Source organism: Rhizobium laguerreae (genome assembly GCF_019778565.1).
GTDB lineage: Bacteria > Pseudomonadota > Alphaproteobacteria > Rhizobiales > Rhizobiaceae > Rhizobium > Rhizobium laguerreae.
In genome coordinates, this window is the sequence record NZ_JAAXQT010000002.1 from 520,277 (window position 1) to 538,080 (window position 17,804).

Annotated in this window: 19 protein-coding genes; 12 read left to right on the plus strand and 7 right to left on the minus strand. The window is 61.8% G+C overall.

Features of this window, described 5'->3' with window-relative positions; translation table 11 throughout:
- The first annotated feature begins 11 nt into the window (after positions 1-11).
- The 7 genes from HFO71_RS09390 to HFO71_RS09420 all read left to right on the plus strand — a co-directional run bounded on the left by HFO71_RS09390 (position 12) and on the right by HFO71_RS09420 (position 6,452).
- Positions 12-1,910: a potassium transporter Kup gene (locus HFO71_RS09390; RefSeq protein WP_131642881.1), complete on the plus strand. Its 1,899-nt coding sequence runs from the start codon at positions 12-14 to the stop codon at positions 1,908-1,910.
- 432 nt (positions 1,911-2,342) lie between these two features.
- Positions 2,343-3,536: a cell wall hydrolase gene (locus HFO71_RS09395; RefSeq protein WP_221954307.1), complete on the plus strand. Its 1,194-nt coding sequence runs from the start codon at positions 2,343-2,345 to the stop codon at positions 3,534-3,536.
- 271 nt (positions 3,537-3,807) lie between these two features.
- A complete protein-coding gene (locus HFO71_RS09400; protein ID WP_077976599.1) occupies positions 3,808-4,146 on the plus strand; it encodes an AtpZ/AtpI family protein in 339 nt (112 codons plus the stop codon).
- Positions 4,147-4,208: 62 nt separating this feature from the next.
- On the plus strand, positions 4,209-4,961 hold the full coding sequence (locus HFO71_RS09405) for a F0F1 ATP synthase subunit A (RefSeq protein WP_077976598.1): 753 nt from the start codon (positions 4,209-4,211) through the stop codon (positions 4,959-4,961).
- A 67-nt stretch (positions 4,962-5,028) separates the two neighbouring features.
- Entirely contained in the window at positions 5,029-5,256 is a 228-nt protein-coding gene (locus HFO71_RS09410; RefSeq protein ID WP_003545854.1) for a F0F1 ATP synthase subunit C, read from the plus strand.
- Positions 5,257-5,333: 77 nt separating this feature from the next.
- Complete coding sequence (locus HFO71_RS09415; protein WP_077976597.1) at positions 5,334-5,957, plus strand: F0F1 ATP synthase subunit B; 624 nt, start codon at positions 5,334-5,336, stop codon at positions 5,955-5,957.
- 3 nt (positions 5,958-5,960) lie between these two features.
- Positions 5,961-6,452 (plus strand): F0F1 ATP synthase subunit B, encoded by a 492-nt coding sequence (locus HFO71_RS09420; protein WP_012756242.1) that lies wholly within the window; start codon positions 5,961-5,963, stop codon positions 6,450-6,452.
- Between the two features lie 85 nt (positions 6,453-6,537).
- Here the strand turns inward: HFO71_RS09420 and HFO71_RS09425 are convergent, their stop codons facing one another.
- Entirely contained in the window at positions 6,538-7,227 is a 690-nt protein-coding gene (locus tag HFO71_RS09425; RefSeq protein ID WP_168284068.1) for a ribonuclease HII, read from the minus strand.
- Between the two features lie 167 nt (positions 7,228-7,394).
- On the minus strand, positions 7,395-8,552 hold the full coding sequence (locus HFO71_RS09430) for a PA0069 family radical SAM protein (RefSeq protein ID WP_168271494.1): 1,158 nt from the start codon (positions 8,550-8,552) through the stop codon (positions 7,395-7,397).
- Between the two features lie 139 nt (positions 8,553-8,691).
- On the opposite strand from HFO71_RS09430, the gene HFO71_RS09435 reads away from it, so the two are divergent.
- Both HFO71_RS09435 and HFO71_RS09440 read left to right on the plus strand, forming a co-directional pair.
- Positions 8,692-9,210: a glycosyltransferase family 2 protein gene (locus tag HFO71_RS09435; protein WP_017959187.1), complete on the plus strand. Its 519-nt coding sequence runs from the start codon at positions 8,692-8,694 to the stop codon at positions 9,208-9,210.
- Positions 9,211-9,391: 181 nt separating this feature from the next.
- A complete protein-coding gene (locus HFO71_RS09440; RefSeq protein ID WP_077976594.1) occupies positions 9,392-9,727 on the plus strand; it encodes a hypothetical protein in 336 nt (111 codons plus the stop codon).
- Positions 9,728-9,742: 15 nt separating this feature from the next.
- Here HFO71_RS09440 and moaB read toward each other — a convergent pair whose 3' ends face one another.
- The 4 genes from moaB to HFO71_RS09460 all read right to left on the minus strand — a co-directional run bounded on the left by moaB (position 9,743) and on the right by HFO71_RS09460 (position 14,245).
- On the minus strand, positions 9,743-10,294 hold the full coding sequence (moaB, locus tag HFO71_RS09445; protein WP_131642884.1) for a molybdenum cofactor biosynthesis protein B: 552 nt from the start codon (positions 10,292-10,294) through the stop codon (positions 9,743-9,745).
- Complete coding sequence (locus HFO71_RS09450) at positions 10,294-11,205, minus strand: 4-(cytidine 5'-diphospho)-2-C-methyl-D-erythritol kinase (protein WP_168286904.1); 912 nt, start codon at positions 11,203-11,205, stop codon at positions 10,294-10,296. The genes moaB and HFO71_RS09450 overlap by 1 nt, the downstream gene beginning before the upstream one ends.
- 56 nt (positions 11,206-11,261) lie before the next feature.
- A complete protein-coding gene (locus tag HFO71_RS09455) occupies positions 11,262-13,094 on the minus strand; it encodes a tetratricopeptide repeat protein (protein ID WP_131642886.1) in 1,833 nt (610 codons plus the stop codon).
- A 134-nt stretch (positions 13,095-13,228) separates the two neighbouring features.
- Positions 13,229-14,245 carry a polyprenyl synthetase family protein gene (locus HFO71_RS09460; protein WP_221987917.1) on the minus strand — a complete coding sequence of 339 codons (1,017 nt, stop codon included), beginning with the start codon at positions 14,243-14,245 and terminating at the stop codon, positions 13,229-13,231.
- Positions 14,246-14,353: 108 nt separating this feature from the next.
- Between HFO71_RS09460 and HFO71_RS09465 the strand changes: the two genes are divergently transcribed.
- Positions 14,354-14,581, plus strand: coding sequence for a putative signal transducing protein (locus tag HFO71_RS09465; protein ID WP_003545870.1), 228 nt, complete (start codon positions 14,354-14,356; stop codon positions 14,579-14,581).
- A 6-nt stretch (positions 14,582-14,587) separates the two neighbouring features.
- A complete protein-coding gene (locus HFO71_RS09470) occupies positions 14,588-15,358 on the plus strand; it encodes a tRNA1(Val) (adenine(37)-N6)-methyltransferase (RefSeq protein WP_168338021.1) in 771 nt (256 codons plus the stop codon).
- 51 nt (positions 15,359-15,409) lie between these two features.
- On the opposite strand, the gene HFO71_RS09475 is transcribed toward HFO71_RS09470, so the two are convergent.
- Positions 15,410-16,750: an Nramp family divalent metal transporter gene (locus HFO71_RS09475; protein WP_221972205.1), complete on the minus strand. Its 1,341-nt coding sequence runs from the start codon at positions 16,748-16,750 to the stop codon at positions 15,410-15,412.
- 185 nt (positions 16,751-16,935) lie between these two features.
- Here HFO71_RS09475 and HFO71_RS09480 point away from each other — a divergent pair, with 185 nt between their 5' ends.
- Positions 16,936-17,796 (plus strand): S49 family peptidase, encoded by an 861-nt coding sequence (locus HFO71_RS09480; RefSeq protein WP_131642890.1) that lies wholly within the window; start codon positions 16,936-16,938, stop codon positions 17,794-17,796.
- The last annotated feature ends 8 nt before the right edge of the window (positions 17,797-17,804 follow it).

The following is a 17,804-nucleotide window of genomic DNA, read 5'->3' on the forward strand; positions in this document are numbered from 1 at the left end:
GTTAAACCTTCATGTCCGAAGATAGCCATCCGAACGAACGCCATATGACGCCGAAAAAGCTGTTCTATCTCGGGCTGGGTTCCGTCGGTGTCGTCTACGGCGATATCGGTACCAGCCCGCTCTACGCCTTTCGCGAAGCGCTGAAACCGGTGGCCCATGACGGCCTCACCCGTTTCGAAGTCATCAGCCTGATCTCGCTGATGATCTGGGCGCTGACGATTATCGTCACCATTAAATATGTGCTCTTCCTGCTGCGCGCCGACAACGACGGCGAGGGCGGCACGCTGTCGCTGCTTGCCCTTCTGATGAAGACCGCTAACGGCCATACCGCCATGCTGATGTTGCTTGGCCTGATGGGTGCGGCCCTCTTCCTCGGCGATGCGATGATCACGCCGGCTCTATCCGTGTTGTCGGCCGTCGAGGGCCTGAAGCTCGTCACACCCCGCCTCGCGGATTACATAGTGCCGATCTCGGTGGTGATCTTGGCGCTGCTCTTTGTGGTGCAGTCGCGCGGCACCGGCGCCGTCGCGAGGTTTTTCGGCCCGATCACCGCCGTCTGGTTCCTCGTCATGGCGGCCGCCGGCATTTCCCATATCTCCGACGATTACGGCATCCTCGCCGCATTCAATCCCTATTACGCCGTCAGTTTCCTGCTGCATGAGGGCTTTTACGGCGTCGTCGTGCTCGGCGCCGTCTTCCTGACGGTGACGGGCGCTGAGGCGCTCTATGCCGATCTCGGCCATTTCGGCCGCCGCCCGATCCAGTGGGCCTGGTTCCTGTTGGTTTTCCCGGCGCTGACGCTGAACTATCTCGGGCAGGGCGCTCTCGTTCTCGGCAATCCGGCGACGATGTCCGATCCCTTCTATCTGATGTATCCGAAATGGGCGCTGCTGCCGGTCGTCATCCTGGCGACCGCAGCGACGATCATCGCCAGCCAGGCGGTCATCACCGGCGCCTTCTCGATGGTGCGCCAGGGCATCAACCTCGGCTTCCTGCCGCGCATGGAAATCCTTTTCACCTCGGAAACCAATACCGGGCAGATCTTCGTGCCTTCGGTCAATGCCGTGCTGTTCATCGGCGTCATCTTCCTGGTTCTGAGTTTCAAGACATCGGACGCACTGGCGACCGCCTATGGCATCTCCGTCACCGGCGCCATGGTCGTCACCTCGATCATGGCCTTCGAATTCGTCCGCGCCCGCTGGAACTGGTCGCTGCCGGTTGCGGTGATCGCGCTCGTGCCGCTGGTCGTGCTCGAATTGATCTTCCTCGGCGCCAACCTTTTGAAGATCCACGACGGCGGCTATATCCCGATTCTGATCGCTACGGCCTTTACCGTCGTTATGTGGACCTGGCGTCGCGGCACCGCGATCCTGATGGAAAAGACCCGCCATACCGATATTCCGCTCGCCTCCTTCGTCAGCTCGATCGAGCGCAAGAGCGAACATTCGCCGGCCCAGGTTCCGGGCACCGCGATCTTCCTGACCAGCGATCCGGAATCCGCCCCCGCCGCCTTGCTGCACAATCTCAAGCATAACCACGTGCTTCACGACCGCAACGTCATCCTGACGATCCGCACGGTCAACAAACCGCGCGTTCCAAGCCATGACCGTTACAGGGTCGAGCAGATTTCCGAGCGTTTCTCCCGCGTCGAACTGCTGTTCGGCTTCATGGAATCGCAAAACGTCTCGCAGGCCTTGGCGACACTGCGCAAGACCGGACTGAAGTTCGACATCATGTCGACCTCCTTCTATCTCGGTCGACGCAAGCTGGTGCCGGACGCCAAGTCGGGCATGCCCTACTGGCAGGACCGGCTTTACATCGCTCTCGCCAACGCCGCCGCCAACCCCTCGGATTACTTCCGCTTGCCGGCAAACCGTGTGGTTGAACTGGGCTCGCACGTTATTATTTGAGCTCCCTCTTCTCCCCAGCGGGGAGAAGGTGGCCCGCAGGGTCGGATGAGGGGCCACACGGTATACCATTCATTGCCCTTCGCTTGCGCTCAGCGCATTCGCGGCTTTGCCGCTCACCCCCTCATCGCCTCGCTATCGCTCCGGCACTTCTCCCCGCTGGGGAGAAGAGGACGGTCGTGGCGCCTTGGTCCCCTTTCTCCGTAGCCGGAGCAAGAGAGATTGGACCAAGTTGCTGTTGCTTCATCATTGACATCCCTTGGGATCGAGGCCGGAGGTGCTGCACCGCTGTTCCCAAACACACGAGATTACCCCTCACATTAGAACATCCAAAACTTCTCACGGTCACATTTCGGCACGGCCTGTTAACCGGACATCAAGGTTAATGCGAGACTTTCAACGGAATGTTCCCGCGTTCCATGCCCGGAGTCCGTGTTGCGTCGAAAGAGCCCTTCCCGTAGCAAGCTGCGTCTCATTCCCGAGAATTGGGTGTCGCCCGTAATCTTCGGTCTCGCCGGCTGGCTGATTTTCCCCAGCGCCGCATCTCATGCCGATCTCGCCGCCATGCTCGCCGGCCTCGATCATGAGGGGGAGAACTGGCGCATGGTGCTGACCAATTCGCCAGCCGGCTCCATCCACCAGGCCGAACTCGCCTTCGCCGAGCCGATGGTGACCGGTTCGATCTCCGCCGGTGCCGGCATGGTGCTGCCCGATGGCCGCAAGGTCGCCTTCAATACCAAGGACAAGGGCACTGCCAAGGATAGGGGCCACGAGGACACGCCGGACGAGGATCGCGTCAACCGTGGCAGCAAGAAAGGCCGCGTCGTCGCCGTGGAGAAGATGCAGCCGCCGAAGGATTTTTCCGCCGGCTCGATCCTCGAGCGCACCAAGATGCTCTTCACCCCGAGCTTCGATCTCAAGGACCGGTCGGCTTTCGTCAAGCCGAAGATCCAGGGCAAGGAAATCGAGATCGCCACATCTTTCTATAAGACGCAGCCTGCGGTGACCGATAATGGCGTGCCGGCAATGCTCGCAGGCCTCGTCACCAGCAACAAGGCCGATGTTCTGGCCACCGCCTATGCACCGGCCACACCCGACTATGCCCGCCAATCGCCCTTCGATTCCATCCTGACCGAACAGGACAGCGGCCGCTTCGTTCCGGAGATCGGCCCGCGCGATCACGCCTGGGCCGCAAGCGTGCTGGCGCCGAGCGTCTTTTCCGCCCGAGAACAGCAGTGCCTTGCCTCCGGCATCTATTTCGAGGCGCGTGGAGAATCGGTGAAGGGACAGGCGGCCGTCGCCCAGGTCATCCTCAACCGCGTCCGCAACCCTTCCTATCCGAAGACCATCTGCGGCGTCGTCTATCAGAACGAGGATTGGCGCAACCGCTGCCAGTTTTCCTTCGCCTGCGACAGCATCAAGGACAGGGTGAACTCGGAATATCACTGGCGAGTCGCCCGCGACGTAGCGATGGCTGTGACATCAGGCAAGATCTGGCTGCCGCAGGTGGGTTCGGCGACGCATTACCATGCCGTCTATGTCAGACCAAAATGGGCAAGGACCATGGAAAAGGTCGGCCGCATCGGTCTTCACGTCTTCTATCGCACCTATGGCGGCGGCTGGAGCTGAGATAAATCGCTGGGGCAAGCCGATTTCCGGCCCGCAAAAGCGGATTCTTTCCGTCGAATTTGCGCGATCGACCCGGAGTCGATTTATCTCTTTGATTTGATGGAATTATTTTCTCGCTGGACAGAAGCTGTCTACGCCTTGACTATGCTAATCCCTAAAACTATGTTGCGCGCGACTTCAGAACGGGCCGGAAGGGTCTCAACCTTCGCGTCCGGGGTCCGAATGACCGGGGTAGCGGGAGTGCGGGCGACGGACAGGTGAGGAGAGATCCATGGCGGATGACCGCGAGGAAAGTCTTGAAAAGCGCCGTGCGCAATTGGGAGCGAAACTCGCGACCAAGCGTGTCGAGACGGGACAGGACGAGGCTAGGGAAGCCCGCGCCGAGGTAAGCCGCAAAGGTTATGCCCAGGCGATGAAGCTTTCCAGCGAGTTCATTTCCGCAATCGTCGTCGGTGCTCTCCTTGGCTATCTCCTCGACCGTTTTGTTGGCACGGCGCCTTGGGGTTTGATTGTTCTTCTGCTTCTCGGATTTTGTGCCGGCGTTCTGAACGTGCTGCGTTCTGCGGGGGTGGTGGCCCATCCCCTGGACGACAAGGACGACAAGAAATAAGGACCGGTTCCGGTCCAGTGCAATGACCCCGCGTCCTGCGGGCCAAAGAGAGAGAACAAGCGGTGTCTAACGATCCGACTCATCAGTTCCTGATCCAGAAGATTGTGCCGATTGAAATCGGCGGAGTTGATTTTTCGTTTACCAATGCATCGCTCTTCATGGCCGTTTCGGCTGCCGCTGCCGCAGGCTTCCTCTATTTCTCGACCTCGAACCGCGCCATCGTGCCGGGCCGTTCGCAGTCGGTCGCCGAAATGTCCTATGAGTTCATCGCCAATATGCTGAAGGAAGGCGCCGGCAAGCAGGGAATGAAGTTCTTCCCGCTGGTCTTTTCGCTCTTCATGTTCGTCCTGACGGCCAACCTGCTTGGCATGTTCCCGTATTTCTTCACGGTGACGAGCCAGATCATCGTCACCTTCGCGCTCGCGATTCTGGTTATCGGTACGGTTCTCGTCTACGGTTTCTATAAGCACGGCTTCCACTTCCTGAATGTCTTCGTGCCTTCGGGCGTGCCGGGCATTCTGCTGCCGCTGGTCGTCACGATCGAAATCATCTCCTTCCTGTCGCGACCGATTTCGCTCTCGGTTCGTCTTTTCGCCAACATGCTCGCCGGTCACATCACGCTCAAAGTGTTCGCAGGCTTCGTCGCCTCGCTCGGAACCATGGGTGCTCTGGGTATCGGCGGCGCCGTTCTTCCCCTCATCATGACCGTCGCCCTGACCGGTCTCGAGTTCCTCGTCGCCTTCCTTCAGGCTTACGTCTTTGCGGTGCTGACTTGCATGTACCTCAACGATGCAATCCATCCGGGCGGGCACTAAGGATAACGACATCGACGTCAAAGGGCGTCAGTCATTCGCCGCAACAACCATTTCAAAGGAGTTCAACATGGAAGCGGAAGCAGCAAAGTACATCGGTGCAGGCCTGGCTTGCTTTGGTATGGCCGGTACGGCTCTCGGCCTCGGCAATATTTTCGGCAGCTACCTCTCCGGCGCACTGCGCAATCCGTCTGCCGCTGACAGCCAGTTCGGCCGTCTGGTATTCGGCTTCGCCGTTACGGAAGCTCTGGGCATCTTCTCGCTGCTCGTCGCTCTCCTCCTCCTCTTCGCCGTCTGATATCGGCGAATAGATGGATCACGGCCTGCGACCGCAAGCCGTGATCCTTTGCATTTGCAGTCCACCTGGAGGTGAGCATGTTTTTTGTGACCCCGGCTTACGCTGAGGAAGCACCGGCGGCAGCGACGGGTACGGATGCGCATGCCGCTCCGGCCGCAGGCGAGGTCCATACCGAGACTGGTGTTGCCGAAGGCGAACACGCCCGCGGCCCTTTCCCGCCTTTCGATTCGACGACCTACGCGTCCCAGCTGCTTTGGCTGGTGATCACGTTCGGCGTCTTCTATTTGCTCATGCAAAAGGTCATCGCGCCGCGCATCGGGGCCATCCTCGATCAGCGTCACACGCGCATTTCCCAGGATCTGGAAGAGGCCGGCCGCCTGAAGGCCGAAGCCGACGCCGCCGTCCAGACCTATGAAGGTGAACTGGCCGCCGCCCGCGCCAAATCCAACGCGATCGGCTCCGCCGCCCGCGACGCCGCCAAGGCCAAGGCCGAAGAGGAACGCCGCGCTGTCGAGGCGAGCCTTTCGGAAAAGATCAAGGCTGCCGAGCTCCGTATCGGCGAGATCAAGGCCAAGGCCTTCGCCGACGTCGGCACCATTGCCGAGGAAACGGCGGCTGCCGTGGTCGATCAGCTGATCGGCGGTACCGTCGCCAAGGCCGATGTCGCTGCCGCCGTCGCGGCTGCCAAGAAGGAGGCTTGATCGATGGAATTTGCCTTTGACGCGACTTTCTTCGCCTTTGTCGGCCTCGTCCTGTTCCTGGCGCTGGTCGTTTACCTGAAGGTTCCGGGCATGATGGCACGGTCGCTCGACGACCGCGCCGACCAGATCCGCAACGAGTTGGCTGAAGCCAAGCGTCTGCGCGAGGAGGCCCAACACCTGCTCGCCGAATACCAGCGCAAGCGCAAGGAAGCAGAAGCCGAAGCGGCCCACATCGTTGCCGCCGCTGAGCGCGAAGCCGAAATGCTGACCGCCGAAGCGAAGAAGAAGACGGAAGAATTCGTCGCCAACCGCACGGCGCTGTCCGAGCAGAAGATCAAGCAGGCCGAGGTTGAGGCGATGAAGGCGGTGCGTTCCGCTGCTGTCGATCTCGCAATCGCGGCCGCTGAAACCGTGCTTGCCAAGCGGGCCGACACCAAAATCCAGTCCGAGCTCTTCGGCAATGCCGTCGGCCAGGTCAAGACGCGGCTGAACTGAGCAGCTTCGAAAAAGAGAAAAGGCCGGGCATGTCCCGGCCTTTTCTTTTGGCAGTCTTTTTTGCCCGGCTTTTCTGTTGAATGACCTACTCGGAAAGCAGCTCGTCCGTCTCGGGACCGCCCTCGGTCTTGCGCAGCGGCCTGAAGCTCATCCGGTGCAGCGAACAGGGGCCGTGCCTCTCGATGCCGGCGCGGTGTTGCGCCGTGCCATAGCCCACATGCGCGGCAAAACCGTAATCCGGAAACACATGATGTGCCCGCGCCATCATCCGGTCACGCGTCACCTTCGCGACGATCGAGGCGGCGGCGATCGAGACCGAGCGGGCATCGCCCTTGACCACAGCCTGTCCGGGGCAGTCGAGGCCGGGCGGCACGTCGAGCCCGTCGGTCAGCACGTAGCTGGCCGGAATGGCGAGGCTGCAGATGGCCCGGCGCATGGCGTCGAGGCTTGCCTTGCGGATATCCGTCTCGTCGATGCGCGTCGAACTGGAGGAGGCGATGGAGACGGTCGCAGTCGCCAGAATCTGCACGAACAGTTCCTCGCGCCGTTGCGCCGAAAGCTGCTTGGAATCGTTCAGCCCCTCAGGGATGCGCTTCGGATCGAGAATGACGGCGGCCGCCACGACGGGTCCCGCCAGCGGCCCGCGGCCTGCCTCATCGGCGCCGGCGACCGGCCAGTGGCCGGCCTTGCGGGCTTTGAGTTCCAGTCGGAAATCCGGCACGAGCGGAGCCGTGTCGAAAAGCAGGGGAGAATCGGGTGGCGTGCGAGGTTTCATGCGGCTGAACCTCGCACGCCAACCCGATTTCCCGCAAGTCCCCGGATCAGGGCGGCGGCCGGGGACCGGTCCGGCGGATGGTGGCGGTCAGGGCCATCCGCGGGAATTGCGCTCGGTGCTCGAAAACAGGGCGGTTTTGTCGAGATGCCGAAACGCAAGCTTAAAAATCAAAGAAGCGACAATTGTACGCCGCTGCCATCAGGCGGTACGAACAGGTCATCGCGCAGCGGCACACTACGTCGCGTCAGCTCGAAACGTCTGGCGGCCATTTCAAAGCGCCGGGCGATCTGCCAGGCATAGGGACCGGCGCCCTTCATGCGCTTGCCGAATTCGGCATCGTAATCCTTGCCGCCGCGCATCGAGCGTACCAGCGACATCACATGCCGGTAGCGATCGGGATAATGCTGCAGCAGCCAGTCTCGAAACAGCGGGCTGACCTCGAGCGGCAGTCTGAGGATGACATAACTCGCCTCGGCAGCGCCCGCAGCCTTTGCCGATTCGAGGATGCGCTCCAGCTCGTGGTCGTTCAGCGCCGGGATGAGCGGGGCGGCCATGACTGCCGTCTGGATGCCTGCTTCGGCAAGGGTGCGGATCGTCTCCAGCCGCCGCGGCGGTGTGGCGGCACGCGGCTCCATCGTCCGGGCAAGCTTGCGATCCAGCGTGGTCACCGAGATGCCGACGCGCACCAGGTTCTTAGCTGCCATCTCCTGCAGAATGTCGAGATCACGCAGGATCATCGCCGACTTGGTGACGATCGATACCGGATGGTTCGCCTTGTTCAACACCTCCAGAATGCCGCGCATGATGCGCCATTCCTTCTCGATCGGCTGATAGGGATCGGTATTGGTGCCGATTGCGATCACCCGCACCTTGTAGCCCGGCTTGGCGAGCTCCCGCTCCAGCAGTTTTGCCGCATCGGGCTTGGCAAAGAGCTTCGTCTCGAAATCGAGCCCTGCGGAAAGCCCCATATAGGCGTGTGTCGGCCGGGCGAAACAATAGATGCATCCGTGCTCGCAGCCGCGATAGGGATTGATCGAGCGGTCGAAGGAAAGGTCCGGCGATTCGTTGCGGGTGATGGCCGTGCGCGGCTTCTCGACCTGCACTTCCGTCTTGAATGGCGGCAGCTCTTCCCAGGTCTGCCAGCCATCGTCGACGGTCTCCCGCTGCAGTGGCTCGAACCGACCCGTCGGGTTCAGTCCCGCCCCACGTCCACGCCGCCGGTCGACCTCGACTCTCAGGCCGGAGGACACGATCATCGCATCGGCAATATCTGCCGTATTGGCAGGCGCGAATGCGGCCTGCCCTGCCAGGGACTGCTCTCTCATCGGATTCTCCCGCGGCGGAAAGCCATCGCCTCCGCCCGTTTTGCTGATTAAATTCCTATCCGCAAAATGAGAACAATGCAAGAACAAAATGAGGAAAACGGCGCTGGCAAAAATTTGTGCGGCGCATTATAAATAGTCAATGTTGACGGTTGTTCTCGAATGTCAGGATCAGGAATCTGAACTGGCACAGACTTTATCGGTACTGGTGGCAGGCGCGGTGGAGGGGCTGGTGAGCGATGTGGTCGTGCTCGATCACGGCTCGCGCGACGGCACCTCGCGGGTGGCCGACGCCGCCGGCTGCCGCTTCCATTCGCAATGGGATATCAAGGACATCGTCCGCGCAGCGCGCGGCGAATGGCTGCTCTTCGTCGAGCCGGGCGCCAGACCCCAGGCCGGCTGGATCGATGAGATCGCCGAATATGTCGCGCTGAACAAGCTGCCGGCGCGCTTCACCGCGTCGCGCGGCTACCGGCGCCCGTTTTTCCAGCGTGTCGGCCGAGCCGTGCCGCCGCTGGAACTGGGCTTTCTCCTGCCGAAGAAGCAGGCACTCGCCATTGCCAAAAGCGGCATGCGGCTGACCGAATTCGTCAAGGGGCAGAAGCCGCGCAAGCTCGCGAGCGAACTGATTCCGTCCTGGGTCGCCCGCGCTGCGCGATAGGGCCGCAACGCTCTCCATGAGCAAAAGATGGCGCCCAATAGGATTTCGCGCTATAATTTAAACATGGCGCCGTCGAAGCGCCTCGCTTCGCAACGGAATGGCCATGGAATGCCGGTGAACGGCAGAACAGGTCAGCGACAATCTCCTCTTCTGCCGGGTTCCCGGCGAAAGGAGGTGCGTCATGGCGCGCGGTAGGATCTACGGCGTACGCGGTATGATCTACGGCCTCATGGCCGTCATATTGCCGACATTGGTGATCGCGCATCCGCATTCGGCAGCATCGCAGATGATGCGCAGTTGCGCAGGCCGACCCGAAATCGTCAATTTCCTGGACAAGAATTTCGCCGAAAAGCTCACGGCAGTCGGACTGATCAACCAGAACGCCGTTCTTGAGGTCTATGCCGCCGAAAGCGGCACCTGGACACTCATCGTCACGGATGTTCACGGCATAAGCTGCGTCCTGCTGTCGGGTGACAGCTGGGACACGATGCCCGTCCTGCCAGGCCTTGCGACATAGCGCAGGCACATCGGTCTATTTGGTCGCGCCGCGTTTCAGGTGCTCGTCCAGACGCGGCATGATCTCGACGAAATTGCACGGCACGCTGCGATAGTCGAGCTGTCCTTTCAAAATGCCGTCCCAGGCATCCCGGCAGGCGCCGGGCGAACCCGGCAGCACGAAGATGAAGGTGGCGTTGGCAACACCTGCCGTGGCGCGCGACTGGATCGTCGCCGTGCCGATCTTCTCGTAAGAGATCCGGTGGAAGATGGCGGAAAAGCCGTCCATCCGCTTTTCGAACAAAGGTTCCAACGCTTCGGGCGTCACATCGCGACCGGTAAAGCCGGTGCCGCCCGTGGTGATGACGACGTCTATGTCTTCTCTCTCAGTCCAGGCCTTCACCCGTGCGGCAATCTTTTGGCGATCATCGGGCACGATCCCCCGGTCGACCAGCCTGTGACCTGCCTCGGTGATCCGCGCCGCCAGCGTGTCGCCTGACTTGTCCGTCTCCGGCGTGCGGGTATCCGAGATCGTGAGAACCGCAATGCCGACCGCGATGAAGGGCCGCTTTTCGTCCAGACCTGCCATCATGCGCCTCCCGAACCCGTTTCCGTCGCCTGGAAATACCAGCCAGGGCGCTCGTCGTGAAGAGCTGCCGCCGCATCTTCGGCAACAGTCATGCTCGCAAAGATGCCGAAACAGGTGGCGCCGGAACCGGACATGCGGGTCAAAAGGGCGCCGTGAGCTTGCAGCATCGCCGAGATCTCCGAAATCTCGGGCACGAGTTCGCGCGCCGGCGGCTCCAGGTCGTTGCGGGCAGCAGCAATCGCCGCGAGCCAGTCGGCAGTCTGAGGCGGGCTCGGTGCCAGGCTCAGGGCCGGATTGTTCTTTGTCGCCAGCCGGCGGAAAACCTCAGGCGTCGAGACGCCCTTCAGCGGATTGGCGAGCACCATGGCAAAGGCCGGCAGATCAGGCACAGCTTCGATCTTTTCGCCGATGCCGCGGGCAATCAGCGGCCGGCTCTCCAGGCACATCGGCACGTCGGCGCCGAGCTTCAGCGCCAGCGCGGCAAGCGTCTCCGCCGATAATGTCGTGCCCCAGAGCCGCATCAGCCCGCGCAGCGTCGCGGCGGCATCGGCCGAGCCGCCGCCGATGCCGGAGGCAACCGGCAGGTTCTTTTCGAGATGAATGCGGACGGGAAAGGCGAGGGGACCGATCGCCTCGCGCAGGAGGTCGCGGGCCTTCAGCACCAGGTTGGTGCCGCTGTCGCCGGCAAGTATCTCGCCGAAACGGCCCGACAGGGTGAATGCATCGGCCGGCGACCGCATGAAGTCCAGCCGGTCGCCATGATCTGCGAAGGTCACCAGCATATCGAGCAGATGATAGCCGTCCGGCCGCTGGCCCGTCACATGCAGGGCCAGGTTGATTTTCGCGCGCGCCTCCTCGGAAACGCTAGTGCATGATGCCGAAAAGTGTGAGCGGTTTTCGGACGACATCATGCTCTATTTCTTTGACCTGTATCCGGCCAAGTCCTTTCAGGCATGCCTCCTGCCCGTCAGGATTTTTTGTCGACCGGCGGCGGGATGACGGGCGCCGGATCCGGCTGCTTCTTGTCGGCTGCCTTAGCATCGTCGCTGACGGGAGGCAGGCCGTTGGCGACCTTGTCCTTGATCTTCGGGATCTCGGCAGCTTCGGGCTCGGAGGCGAGCGCCCGGTTCCACTGGTAGACGGCCTCGAGCTTACGCCCGACGCGCCAGTAGGCATCGCCGAGATGGTCGTTGATCGTTGCGTCGCCGGCCTTGATCTGTGCCGCCCGCTCCAACTCGTCGACGGCATCTTCGAAGCGGTTGAGGCGGAAATAGGCCCAGCCAAGCGAATCGATGATGTAGCCGTCGTCAGGGCGAAGATCGACGGCCTTCTTGATCATGCCGAGACCTTCGTCTAGGTTCCGGTTCATGTCGATCCAGGAATAGCCGAGATAGTTCAACACCTGCGGCTGGTCGGGATTGAGCTCCAGCGCCTTGCGGAAGTTCGGTTCCGCCTGGTCCCACTTCTTCAGCCGCTCATAGGCAATGCCGCGCTGGAAGAAGACGCTCCAGTTGGCCCGGCCGGGGATGGGGCCGATGACTTCGACGGCCTTGTCATAATTGGCGGCCATCGCCTGGTAGTCCTTGGCGTCGGAGAGCACGCTGCCATAGGCCAGGTAACTGCGGATGTCCTTCGGATCGGAGGCGATCAGCGCCTGCAGGTGCTTGCGGGCCTCGTCGACCTTACCGCCTTGGGCAAGGGCCAGGCCGAGCTGCAGCTCGGAGATACGCCGCATCGGCGAATTCTCCGGCACTTTCTTGTAGAGCGTGATGGCGCGGTCCATCTGGTTCTGCTTCTCGGCAATGCCGCCGAGCAGCACCAGCGTATCGGCGCTGTTCGGGTCGAGGGCCTTGGCCGTCTGCAGGTAAAGCGAGACGATGTCCTCGGCGCCGTCGCGGTTTAGCGCGCCGCCGACCGAGAAGAGCACGCCGGCGGCACCTTCTTCGGCCGTCTTGACCTGCTGCTCCTGCTTCTCGTTCTTTTCGATACTGTCGCGCAGCGCGTTCAGCGGCGCATAGTTCGGCAATAGGTTGTCGCCGACGGAAACGGCGTCGAGCGCCTTCTGTTTATTGCCTTGTGTTGCTTCGAGGCGTGCAAGCGCCATCACGGCGCGCATGAAGGTGTCGGGCGCCGTTGCGCCTCCCTCCTTGTCGAGCACGGCATCGTTCAGATGCTTTCGGGCGGATTTCACGTCGCCGATGGCGATGGCGATCGCGCCGGCATTGTAATTCTGGAAGATGCGGAACCAGTCCGGCCCCTTCATCTTCTCGACCATCGTGAGCGCTTCCTTGCCGCGGCCGGCGCCGACGCGGGCCCATGCGAGCAGCAGGTCGTTCATCATCCGGTCGAGATCGTTTGGCCCCTTATATTTCAGGATGGCCTCGGCGGACTTGTAGTCGTCGCGGCGCACGGCATCCATGCCGCGCACGATCGTGGTGATACGCTCGACGGAAGGATCGCCCTTCAGGTCATTGGCATATTTGACGCCGTCCTTGATATCGCCATTGAGGAGCAGCGAGATCATCAGCCGCTGGCGAATCTCTGGATTGCCGGGCTCGATCTGCAGCGCCTTCTTGTAAAGTTCGATCGCCGTTTCATAGTCATGATCGACATCGGCGGTGCGCGCGGCGAGAAAGGCGCCGGAGAAAGTGGTGACGCTGTCCGCATCGAAGTGAACGGCCGTGCCGGAATCGTCTGTCTTGGCCGCATCCTCGGCGTTCGCGCCGCCGACACCGCTGAGCGAAAGGACAGCGGCCAGCGCTGCGCTCGTAAGAAGACGGATGGCAATTCTCTGCCGCATTAGGAAACCTTTCTTCGACAGCGTCCCGACAAATGCCGCCGGCCGCAAAACCAGTTGCGATCACTGATTCATAACAGGATGGCTTTTTTGAAGCGGCGCTGCAAGAAAATCAGCCTGCGATCAAGGACGTTTGATCAATTGACGCGCTCGATGCAGAAGTCGATCACTTCCATCAGGGCGGATTTCCAGACCGTATCGGGAAGGGGCGCAAGCGCATCGCGCGCGATCGTGCCGTAATGGATCGCGCGGCCGATCGTGTCGCCGAGCGTGCCGTATTTGGTGATCAGTCCCAGCGCTTTTTCGAGGTTGGCGTCGGTGCTGTTGCCGGCCTCGATTGCATCGCGCCAGAAGGCGCGCTCATCCTCAGTGCCGCGGCGATAGGCGAGAATGACCGGCAGGGTGATCTTGCCCTCGCGGAAATCGTCGCCGACATTCTTGCCAAGATCGGCGGCCTTGCCGCCGTAGTCGAGCGCGTCGTCGACCAGCTGGAAGGCGAGCCCGAGATTCATGCCGTAGGATTTCAGCGCATTGCGGCCGGACCGGCCGGCCTTGGCGACGATCGGCCCGACTTCGGCGGCGGCGGCAAAGAGAGCCGCCGTCTTGGCGCGGATGACCGAGAGATAATCGTCCTCCGTCGTCTCCATGTTCTTGGCGACGGAAAGCTGCAGCACTTCGCCTTCGGCGATCACGCAGGCGGCTGAAGACAAGACGTCCAGCGCATCGAGCGAGCCGACATCGACCATCATGCGGAAGGCCTGGCCGAGCAGGAAATCGCCGACCAGCACGCTTGCCTGGTTGCCCCAGATCATCCGCGCCGTCGATGTGCCGCGGCGCAGATCGCTTTCGTCGACGACATCGTCATGCAGTAGCGTTGCCGTGTGCATGAACTCGACCGATGTGGCGAGCTTGACGTGATTTTCGCCCCGGTAGTCGAACAGCGATGCGGAAGCCAGCGTCAGCATCGGCCGCAGCCGCTTGCCGCCGGACGAGATCAGATGGTTCGCCACTTCGGGGATCATCTGCACGTCGGAGCCGGCCTTGGAGAGAATGAGCTGGTTTACTCGCTCCATATCCGCCCTGGTGAGATCGACCAGCGGCTTTATGGATGCCAGTTTGTTTTTGCTTTCTTCAAGCGGTATGACCACGCCCAACGACCCGGACTCCTATTCATTCATTGCACCTGACAATAGAAAGGGGCGATGGACGCGGCAAGGGGTGAATTGTCGCGCTGAGCGAAATTGAAAGGAAAACGACGGCAAATGCATGAGCTTATCCGCGCCAACGACCCCGTTCTTCTCTCTTATGCCGAGAGTTTGATGAAGGATGCCGGGATTCACTGCTTCATCGCCGATCAGGGCATGAGCGTGCTGGAAGGCTCGCTTGGCATGCTGTCGCGCCGCCTGCTGGTGGATGAGGAGATGGCCGATCAGGCGCGCCGCATCCTCACCGATGCCGGTCTCGGCGGCGAGCTGCGCGAGCGGAAGTGAGCTCCGATGACCGCCACTGACACTGTCGATGCCTTTCATCGCGGCGGCTTCCATGTGGTGCAGCCGAAGGGCAGGGGCCATCGCTCCGGCATGGATGCGATGCTGCTTGCGGCTCTTGTCGCCGACGATCGTCCGGTCAGGGTTGCCGATCTCGGCGCCGGCGCGGGCGCTGCCGGCCTTGCCGTCGCCTCGCGCCTTGCCGATGCAGAGGTGGTGCTTTTCGAACGCTCGGCCGAGATGGCCGATTATGCCCGCCGCAGCATCCTTTTGCCCGGCAATGCCCATGTCGCCGGCCGCGTCAGCGTCATCGAGGCCGATGTGACGCTGACCGCCAAGGCGCGCAACGATGCGGGGCTCACCGATGAGAGCTTCCATCACGTCATCATGAACCCGCCGTTCAACGACGCCGGCGACCGGCGCACGCCGGATGCGCTGAAGGCCGAAGCCCATGCGATGACCGACGGCCTGTTCGAAAGCTGGATACGCACCGCCGGCGCCATCATGATCCCAGGCGGGCAATTGTCGCTGATCGCCAGGCCCCAGTCGATCGCCGAGATCATCACGGCCTGCGGTCGGCGCTTCGGCGGCATCGAGATCACAGCCATCCATCCACGTCAGGGTGAAAACGCCGTACGTATCCTGGTGACGGCGATCAAGGGATCGCGGGCGCGGCTGTCGCTGCGGGCGCCGCTGATCATGCACGAAGAGGGGAGCCACAAGTTCTCCCCTCTCGTCGATGACTTCAACAACGGGCGGGCGGCTTATATGAGACTTTAGATCTCTCGCAATTGCGGACGGAAAACCGCTTCATGCTTTCCCGGATTTGCTTCAGCCGGTGACGAAGTCGAGGAGCAGCTTGACGTTCAGCCCCGCGATCACGATCGCGATCAGATAGGCCAGGCCGCTCAGCCAGCGCGGCGCCACGAGTTCTCCCATCTTGGCCTTGTTGGCGGTAAACATCACCAGCGGGAAGACGGCGAAGGACAGCTGCAGGCTGAGCACCACCTGGGTGAGGATCAAAAGCTCCGCCGTGCCTTGGTCACCATACCAGATGGTGACGATCGCTGCCGGCACGATGGCGATGGCCCGGGTGATCAGCCGGCGCACCCATGGCTTCAGCCGGATCTTGAGGAAGCCTTCCATGACGATTTGGCCGGCAAGCGTTGCCGTTACCGTCGAGTTGAGACCGCAGCACAGAAGCGCGATGCCGAACAGCGTCGGCGCGATGGCGAGACCGAGCAGCGGCGACAGCAGCGAATAGGCATCGCCGAGTTCGACGACGTCGGTCCTGCCGTGCGCATTGAAGGCTGCGGCAGCCAGGATCAGGATCGAGGCGTTGATCAGCAGCGCGAAACAGAGGGCGACCGTCGAGTCGATCGTTGCAAAGGTCAGCGCCTCCTTCTTTTCGGGAACCGTATGGCCGTAGGCCCGCGTCTGCACGATGCCGGAGTGGAGGTAGAGATTGTGCGGCATGACGGTCGCACCGAGAATGCCGAGCGCCAGGTAGAGCATCTCGGGATTGGTGACGATCTCGGTCGTCGGGAAGAAGCCGGTGAGAACCGCGCCCCATTGCGGGTCGGCCAGCAGGATCTGCACGCCGAAGCAGACCGCGATGACGCCGAGCAGCGCGATGATGAAGGCTTCCACCCAGCGGAAGCCGAGCTTCTGCAAAAAGAGGATCACGAAGACGTCGAGCGCGGTAATCAGCACGCCGAGCTCGAGCGGGATGCCCATCAACAGGTTGAGGCCGATCGCCGTGCCAATCACCTCGGCGATATCGGTGGCGATGATGGCGATTTCCGCAAAGGCCCAGAGCGGCAGCGAGACATATTTCGGAAAGGCGTCGCGGCAGGCCTGCGCGAGGTCGCGGCCGGAGGCGATCGCCAGGCGCGCGCAGAGCGATTGCAGCACGATCGCCATCAGGTTGGAAAGCAGCGCGACGGTGAGCAGCGCATAGCCGAATTTCGAGCCGCCGGCGAGCGAGGTCGCCCAGTTGCCGGGGTCCATGTAGCCGACGGCGACCATGTAGCCCGGCCCGGCGAAGGCCGCCGCCCTTCGCCACATCGAGCTGTGACGCCCGGTTCCGACGGTGCGGTAGACATCCGACAGCGACGCTTCTCCGCGTTCGTGCCGCCAGCCGCTCTTTGTATTCGGATTGAGCACGTCCATGCGATTTCCACCTGTTTTATCGTGCACGCACTATGACGAGTTAGAATGATAATGCAAGTCATTCGCAACAACAAATTTAAGCCCGATGTTTTCAGGCCCAATGTTTTCAAGAACGCAGCCATTGCGTTTGCCGTTCCAGCGCATACATGGGTGACGATCGTGCGACCCGAAGCGAAGGATGGGAAATGGCCGGATTCTTGAGAAAACTGATGCCGAAACGGTTCCGCAAGGACGGCATCACCATTCCGGTCGTTCGCCTGCAGGGGACGATCATCAGTGGCGGTGGCCAGTTCCGGCCGATCCTCAACCTTGCCAATGTCTCTCCGGTTCTGGAAAAAGCCTTCGCCATGAAGGACGCACCGGCAGTCGCCATCTCCATCAATTCGCCGGGCGGCTCGCCCGTGCAGTCGCGCCTGATCTTCACCCGCATTCGCGAGCTCGCCCGCGAGAAGCAGAAGAAGGTTCTGGTCTTCGTCGAAGATGTCGCCGCCTCGGGCGGTTACATGATCGCGCTCGCCGGCGACGAGATCATCGCCGACGCCACCTCTATCGTCGGCTCGATCGGCGTCGTCTCCGGCGGTTTCGGCTTTCCCGAGCTCTTGAAGAAGATCGGCGTCGAACGCCGGGTCTATACGGCGGGCGAAAACAAGGTGATCCTCGATCCTTTTCAGCCGGAAAAGGAAAAGGACATCGAGTACCTGAAGAGCCTGCAGCTCGAAATCCACCAGGTCTTCATATCCATGGTGCGCGAGCGGCGCGCCGGCAAGCTGAGGGACGATGCGGCGGTGTTTTCCGGCCTGTTCTGGAGTGGCACGCGCGGCCTTGAACTCGGCCTGATCGACGGCCTCGGCGACATGCGCCAGGAACTGAAGCGGCGCTACGGTCAGAAGACCAAGCTGGAGCTCGTCACCGCCGGCCGCGGCCTGTTCGGCCGCCGGATTCCCGGTGTATCTCCTGTGACACTCGAAGGTGCCGCATCCGGTCTCGCGACGGGGCTTGTCGAAGCGGCGGAAGAGAGAGCATTGTGGAGCCGGTTCGGGCTTTGAGAGGAGCA

What these genes read in the sequence shown, in the direction of transcription:
- HFO71_RS09390 (WP_131642881.1), top strand. Translation starts at nt 12, where the DNA reads ATGTCCGAAGATAGCCATCCGAACGAACGCCATATGACGCCGAAAAAG.
- HFO71_RS09400 (WP_077976599.1), top strand. Translation starts at nt 3,808, where the DNA reads ATGGCGGATGACCGCGAGGAAAGTCTTGAAAAGCGCCGTGCGCAATTG.
- HFO71_RS09410 (WP_003545854.1), top strand. Translation starts at nt 5,029, where the DNA reads ATGGAAGCGGAAGCAGCAAAGTACATCGGTGCAGGCCTGGCTTGCTTT.
- HFO71_RS09415 (WP_077976597.1), top strand. Translation starts at nt 5,334, where the DNA reads ATGTTTTTTGTGACCCCGGCTTACGCTGAGGAAGCACCGGCGGCAGCG.
- HFO71_RS09420 (WP_012756242.1), top strand. Translation starts at nt 5,961, where the DNA reads ATGGAATTTGCCTTTGACGCGACTTTCTTCGCCTTTGTCGGCCTCGTC.
- HFO71_RS09425 (WP_168284068.1), bottom strand. Translation starts at nt 7,227, where the DNA reads ATGAAACCTCGCACGCCACCCGATTCTCCCCTGCTTTTCGACACGGCT.
- HFO71_RS09430 (WP_168271494.1), bottom strand. Translation starts at nt 8,552, where the DNA reads ATGAGAGAGCAGTCCCTGGCAGGGCAGGCCGCATTCGCGCCTGCCAAT.
- HFO71_RS09435 (WP_017959187.1), top strand. Translation starts at nt 8,692, where the DNA reads ATGTTGACGGTTGTTCTCGAATGTCAGGATCAGGAATCTGAACTGGCA.
- HFO71_RS09440 (WP_077976594.1), top strand. Translation starts at nt 9,392, where the DNA reads ATGGCGCGCGGTAGGATCTACGGCGTACGCGGTATGATCTACGGCCTC.
- moaB (WP_131642884.1), bottom strand. Translation starts at nt 10,294, where the DNA reads ATGGCAGGTCTGGACGAAAAGCGGCCCTTCATCGCGGTCGGCATTGCG.
- HFO71_RS09450 (WP_168286904.1), bottom strand. Translation starts at nt 11,205, where the DNA reads ATGATGTCGTCCGAAAACCGCTCACACTTTTCGGCATCATGCACTAGC.
- HFO71_RS09455 (WP_131642886.1), bottom strand. Translation starts at nt 13,094, where the DNA reads ATGCGGCAGAGAATTGCCATCCGTCTTCTTACGAGCGCAGCGCTGGCC.
- HFO71_RS09465 (WP_003545870.1), top strand. Translation starts at nt 14,354, where the DNA reads ATGCATGAGCTTATCCGCGCCAACGACCCCGTTCTTCTCTCTTATGCC.
- HFO71_RS09470 (WP_168338021.1), top strand. Translation starts at nt 14,588, where the DNA reads ATGACCGCCACTGACACTGTCGATGCCTTTCATCGCGGCGGCTTCCAT.
- HFO71_RS09475 (WP_221972205.1), bottom strand. Translation starts at nt 16,750, where the DNA reads ATGGACGTGCTCAATCCGAATACAAAGAGCGGCTGGCGGCACGAACGC.
- HFO71_RS09480 (WP_131642890.1), top strand. Translation starts at nt 16,936, where the DNA reads ATGGCCGGATTCTTGAGAAAACTGATGCCGAAACGGTTCCGCAAGGAC.